This window comes from Shewanella electrodiphila (assembly GCF_023283985.1).
Classification (GTDB): Bacteria; Pseudomonadota; Gammaproteobacteria; order Enterobacterales; family Shewanellaceae; genus Shewanella; species Shewanella electrodiphila.
This window is the reverse complement of record NZ_JAKIKU010000028.1, coordinates 1-6,259: the sequence shown is the minus strand read 5'-3', so window position 1 is coordinate 6,259 and position 6,259 is coordinate 1. Positions and strand designations below refer to the sequence as shown.

2 tRNA genes and 4 rRNA genes are annotated in these 6,259 nt (G+C 47.3%); all 6 read right to left on the bottom strand.

The annotated features are described in order from the left end of the window. Nucleotides 1–977: ribosomal RNA gene (locus L2737_RS22000) — 16S ribosomal RNA — on the bottom strand; the annotation flags it as partial. An 854-nt stretch (nucleotides 978–1,831) separates the two neighbouring features. Further along, nucleotides 1,832–1,946 (bottom strand): 5S ribosomal RNA (rrf, locus tag L2737_RS21995). A 188-nt stretch (nucleotides 1,947–2,134) separates the two neighbouring features. Then, nucleotides 2,135–4,996, bottom strand: a 23S ribosomal RNA gene (locus L2737_RS21990). A 358-nt stretch (nucleotides 4,997–5,354) separates the two neighbouring features. Continuing rightward, nucleotides 5,355–5,430 (bottom strand) — tRNA-Ala (locus tag L2737_RS21985). Nucleotides 5,431–5,439: 9 nt separating this feature from the next. Then, a tRNA-Ile gene (locus L2737_RS21980) sits at nucleotides 5,440–5,516 on the bottom strand. Nucleotides 5,517–5,591: 75 nt separating this feature from the next. Continuing rightward, nucleotides 5,592–6,259: ribosomal RNA gene (locus L2737_RS21975) — 16S ribosomal RNA — on the bottom strand; the annotation flags it as partial.

Sequence of the window (6,259 nt, the reverse complement as noted above, 5' to 3'; positions counted from 1 at the left end):
AGGTTCTTCGCGTTGCATCGAATTAAACCACATGCTCCACCGCTTGTGCGGGCCCCCGTCAATTCATTTGAGTTTTAACCTTGCGGCCGTACTCCCCAGGCGGTCTACTTATTGCGTTAGCTGCGTCACTAAGTCCTCAAGGGACCCAACGACTAGTAGACATCGTTTACGGCGTGGACTACCAGGGTATCTAATCCTGTTTGCTACCCACGCTTTCGAGCCTCAGTGTCAGTATTATGCCAGAAGGCTGCCTTCGCCATCGGTATTCCTCCAGATCTCTACGCATTTCACCGCTACACCTGGAATTCTACCTTCCTCTCACATACTCTAGCTCTACAGTTTCAGATGCAGTTCCCAGGTTAAGCCCGGGGATTTCACATCTGACTTATAGAGCCACCTACGCTCCCTTTACGCCCAGTAATTCCGATTAACGCTTGCACCCTCTGTATTACCGCGGCTGCTGGCACAGAGTTAGCCGGTGCTTATTCTGCAGCTAATGTCATCGTCCATGGGTATTAACCATGGAGTCTTCTTCACTGCTTAAAGTGCTTTACAACCAAAAGGCCTTCTTCACACACGCGGCATGGCTGGATCAGGGTTTCCCCCATTGTCCAATATTCCCCACTGCTGCCTCCCGTAGGAGTCCGGGCCGTGTCTCAGTCCCGGTGTGGCTGATCATCCTCTCAGACCAGCTACAGATCGTCGCCATGGTAGGCCTTTACCCCACCATCTAGCTAATCCGACTTAGGCTCATCTAATAGCGAGAGCAGTAAACTGCCCCCTTTCTCCCGTAGGTCGTATGCGGTATTAATACGAGTTTCCCCGTGCTATCCCCCACTACTAGGTAGATTCCTAAGTATTACTCACCCGTCCGCCGCTCGACGCCTGATAGCAAGCTATCATCGTTTCCGCTCGACTTGCATGTGTTAAGCCTGCCGCCAGCGTTCAATCTGAGCCATGATCAAACTCTTCAGTTTAATCTTGCTATGAAGCTCTTTAAAGAAGCTTCTAAACTTGGCTCATCTAATCTGGCAAAATCGCTAAAAATTATGTTCGTAATGAATTAACTTTGAGTTTTTCTGCTGTCTTAAATGATAATTTTTATAGTTAGAATGAACTCCGAAAAGGAGTTAAAACCAACTTTATTTTTTAGCATTCTGAATCAGCAAAAATCCACACAAGTTGTTCTTTAGTTATGCTTTTAAATAGTGCTCAATCACTGTCGTCCAGTAACTGATATATAGGGTAATTCTCTTGCTGTTTAGTCTCAAACCCTTGAGGGTCAAGCTATCTAGCGAGCCGACTATCTTATCATAATGATTTCGATTGTCAAGCTTTTTTATGTTTTGTCTTAGCTTGGTAATCTAAGTAATAAGTTGGTTAACTCACTGCTTAGCTTCCTTTGCTGTGGGGCGTATTATATAGATTCTGACAGGGGTGTCAACTGCTTTATCAGAGGTTTTTAGGTTTATTTGATAAGACTTTTAATTGTGTATGGTTTTCAATGGGTTAGAGAATGGTGGGGATTCGATGTATTTGGGTTTAAACGCTGGAAATACCTGTAGATCTTATATTGAGTTGGCATTCGATGAGTTAATGACTTCTTTAAACCTAAAAAACACTTTAAATAGCCTGAAATAAAGCTTATCTGATAGGCTTGGTTGGTACTCATCGTTAAAAAACAGGTTCAAATCAGTCTCTAGTCTCTAAATTATCTATCAAGAAACTTGAGATCTAGCTGATTTTCTCAAATCCGCATTGGCACTTATTCATAGGCAAAGTAAAACCCCCTTCTGCATAAGCAGAAGGAGGTTTTACTTTTAGAATAGAGAGCTGACGATGACCTACTCTCACATGGGCGAACCCACACTACCATTGGCGCAATGATGTTTCACTTCTGAGTTCGGGAAGGGATCAGGTGGTGCCATCATGCTATTGTCGTCAGCAAAGGGGGTTAGATATGAGTCTGTTATTTTTATTGTTTGACTATAAGTGTTTAGTTTATGGTCGACCAACAGTAACCTAACTGAATCAAGGTTAAAGGTGATATCGAAATATTCTTTCTTTTATTCTAAAGCTTTCGCTTTACAAGATAGATTAATTAGAGCTTTCATACAAACCACTTGGGTGTTGTATGGTCAAGCCAAACGAGCAATTAGTACAGGTTAGCTACATGCATCGCTGCACTTCCACACCCTGCCTATCAACGTCGTAGTCTTCAACGGCTCTTTAGGGAAATCTAATCTTGAGGTGGGCTTCCCGCTTAGATGCTTTCAGCGGTTATCCCATCCGAACGTAGCTACCGGGCAATGCCACTGGCGTGACAACCCGAACACCAGAGGTTCGTCCACTCTGGTCCTCTCGTACTAGGAGCAGATCCTCTCAAATTTCCAACGCCCACGGTAGATAGGGACCGAACTGTCTCACGACGTTCTAAACCCAGCTCGCGTACCTCTTTAAATGGCGAACAGCCATACCCTTAGGACCTGCTTCAGCCCTAGGATGAGATGAGCCGACATCGAGGTGCCAAACACCGCCGTCGATATGAACTCTTGGGCGGTATCAGCCTGTTATCCCCAGAGTACCTTTTATCCGTTGAGCGATGGCCCTTCCATACAGAACCACCGGATCACTAAGACCTACTTTCGTACCTGCTCGACTTGTGGGTCTCGCAGTTAAGCGCGCTTTTGCCTTTATACTCTACGACCGATTTCCGACCGGTCTGAGCGCACCTTCGTACTCCTCCGTTACTCTTTAGGAGGAGACCGCCCCAGTCAAACTACCCACCATACATTGTCCTCGGTATTGTTATACCTGAGTTAGAACCCCAACATGACCAGGGTGGTATTTCAAGATTGGCTCCACCGAGACTAGCGTCTCGGCTTCAAAGCCTCCCACCTATCCTGCACAAGTCAGGTCAAAGTTCAATGTAAAGCTGTAGTAAAGGTTCACGGGGTCTTTCCGTCTAGCCGCGGGTACACAGCATCTTCACTGCGATTTCGATTTCACTGAGTCTCTGCTGGAGACAGCGCTGCCATCATTATGTCATTCGTGCAGGTCGGAACTTACCCGACAAGGAATTTCGCTACCTTAGGACCGTTATAGTTACGGCCGCCGTTTACTGGGGCTTCGATCAAGAGCTTCGCTTACGCTAACCCCATCAATTAACCTTCCAGCACCGGGCAGACATCACACCCTATACGTCCACTTTCGTGTTTGCAGAGTGCTGTGTTTTTAATAAACAGTTGCAGCAGCCTGGTATCTGCGACTGCCAACAGCTCAAGGAGCGTGTCCTATCACCATCAGCAGCGTACCTTCTCCCGAAGTTACGGTACCATTTTGCCTAGTTCCTTCAGCAGAGTTCTCTCAAGCGCCTTGGTATTCTCTACCTGATCACCTGTGTCGGTTTAGGGTACGATTCGTTTATAACTATTGCTTAGAAGCTTTTCCTGGAAGCATGGTATTTGCCACTTCACTGTACAAGTACAGCTTGCTATCAGATCTCAGCCATGTAGTAGCCCGGATTTACCTAAGCCACAAGCCTACATCCTTTCACCTGGACAACCAACGCCAGGCTGACATAACCTTCTCCGTCCCTCCATCGCATTATAAACAAGTATCGGAATATTAACCGATTTCCCATCGACTACGCCTTTCGGCCTCGCCTTAGGGGTCGACTCACCCAGCCCCGATTAACGTTGGACTGGAACCCTTGATCTTCCGGCGTGCGAGCTTTTCACTCGCATTATCGTTACTCACGTCAGCATTCGCTCTTGTGATACCTCCAGCATGCCTTACGACACACCTTCACAGGCTTACACAACGCTCCCCTACCACTTGAAAACAAATTCAAATCCGCAGCTTCGGCTCCTAGTTTGAGCCCCGTTACATCTTCCGCGCGGGCCGACTCGACTAGTGAGCTATTACGCTTTCTTTAAAGGATGGCTGCTTCTAAGCCAACCTCCTAGCTGTCTATGCCTTCCCACCTCGTTTCCCACTTAACTAGGAATTTGGGGCCTTAGCTGGCGGTCTGGGTTGTTTCCCTCTCCACAATGGACGTTAGCACCCACTGTGTGTCTCCCGGATATCACTCATCGGTATTCGGAGTTTGCATCGGTTTGGTAAGTCGGTATGACCCCCTAGCCGAAACAGTGCTCTACCCCCAATGGTGTTCGTCCGAGGCGCTACCTAAATAGCTTTCGGGGAGAACCAGCTATCACCGAGTTTGATTAGCCTTTCACCCCTATCCACAAGTCATCCCCTGGCTTTTCAACGACAGTGGGTTCGGTCCTCCGGTGCCTGTTACGGCACTTTCAACCTGCTCATGGATAGATCACTCGGTTTCGGGTCTATACCCTGCAACTAAACGCCCTATTAAGACTCGGTTTCCCTACGGCTCCCCTAAACGGTTAACCTTGCTACAGAATATAAGTCGCTGACCCATTATACAAAAGGTACGCGGTCACCCTAATAAATTAAGGCTCCCACTGCTTGTACGCACACGGTTTCAGGTTCTATTTCACTCCCCTCACAGGGGTTCTTTTCGCCTTTCCCTCACGGTACTGGTTCACTATCGGTCAGTCAGGAGTATTTAGCCTTGGAGGATGGTCCCCCCATCTTCAAACAGGATTTCTCGTGCCCCGCTCTACTTAATATGTTAACGCTAATGTTTCGAATACAGGACTATCACCTACTACGGTCAGCTTTCCCACGCTGTTCTTCTACATTAGCATTAATCGGCTTCTCCCCGTTCGCTCGCCGCTACTAGGGGAATCTCATTTGATGTCTATTCCTAAGGGTACTGAGATGTTTCACTTCCCCTCGTTCGCTTCTTGTACAAGTACAAGATACCTACCTTATGGTAGGTGGGTTTCCCCATTCAGAAATCTCCGGATCACAGGATATTGCCGCCTCCCCGAAGCTTATCGCAGGCTGTCACGTCTTTCATCGCCTCTGACTGCCAAGGCATCCACCATGTGCGCTTCATTACTTGACCATACAACCCCAAGTAGTCTAACTTATAAATAAGTATTGACTTCAAAGTGTCATAAGATCTAATTATGATAACGATATCACCTATGTTTATACGCTTGATTCAGTTCTCTTTACTTTTTTTAATCACTCACCCCTGGGATAACAACTGATGTCGTTAAGAGGTGAGTGATTAAGGTTAGGAACAACGCGTGAACACGTGTTCCTAACCCAGACTCATATCTATGTTTTTAAATAGTCTCTATGCTCTCGTCGAGTCATAGATTCTGTATAAAACAGAAAGAAGTAATCGTGTCTTTATTCAAAGATAAATCACTTGTTTCTATTTATACTATTAGCACTTAAAGCTTATTCGTCTATAGTGGTGGAGCCAAACGGAGTCGAACCGTTGACCTCCTGCGTGCAAGGCAGGCGCTCTACCAACTGAGCTATGGCCCCATTATAAAATGGTGGGTCTAAGTGGACTTGAACCACTGACCCCCGCGTTATCAACACGGTGCTCTAACCAGCTGAGCTACAGACCCAATTACGCTTGTTAAAACGTAAGCTTAAACTAAAGAACAACTTGTTGTGAATTCTTGCTGACCGAATGCCATCTATAAGGAGGTGATCCAGCCGCAGGTTCCCCTACGGCTACCTTGTTACGACTTCACCCCAGTCATCAACCACACCGTGGTGAACGCTCCCCCGAAGGTTAAGCTATCCACTTCTGGTGCAATCAACTCCCATGGTGTGACGGGCGGTGTGTACAAGGCCCGGGAACGTATTCACCGCGGCATTCTGATCCGCGATTACTAGCGATTCCTACTTCATGGAGTCGAGTTGCAGACTCCAATCTGGACTACGATAGGCTTTTTGAGATTCGCATCACATCGCTGTGTAGCTGCCCTCTGTACCTACCATTGTAGCACGTGTGTAGCCCTGGTCGTAAGGGCCATGATGACTTGACGTCGTCCCCGCCTTCCTCCAGTTTGTCACTGGCAGTATCCTTAGAGTTCCCGGCTTAACCCGCTGGTAACTAAGGACAAGGGTTGCGCTCGTTGCGGGACTTAACCCAACATCTCACGACACGAGCTGACGACAGCCATGCAGCACCTGTATTCTAATTCCCGAAGGCACTCCCGCATCTCTGCAGGATTCTAGATATGTCAAGACCAGGTAAGGTTCTTCGCGTTGCATCGAATTAAACCACATGCTCCACCGCTTGTGCGGGCCCCCGTCAATTCATTTGAGTTTTAACCTTGCGGCCGTACTCCCCAGGCGGTCT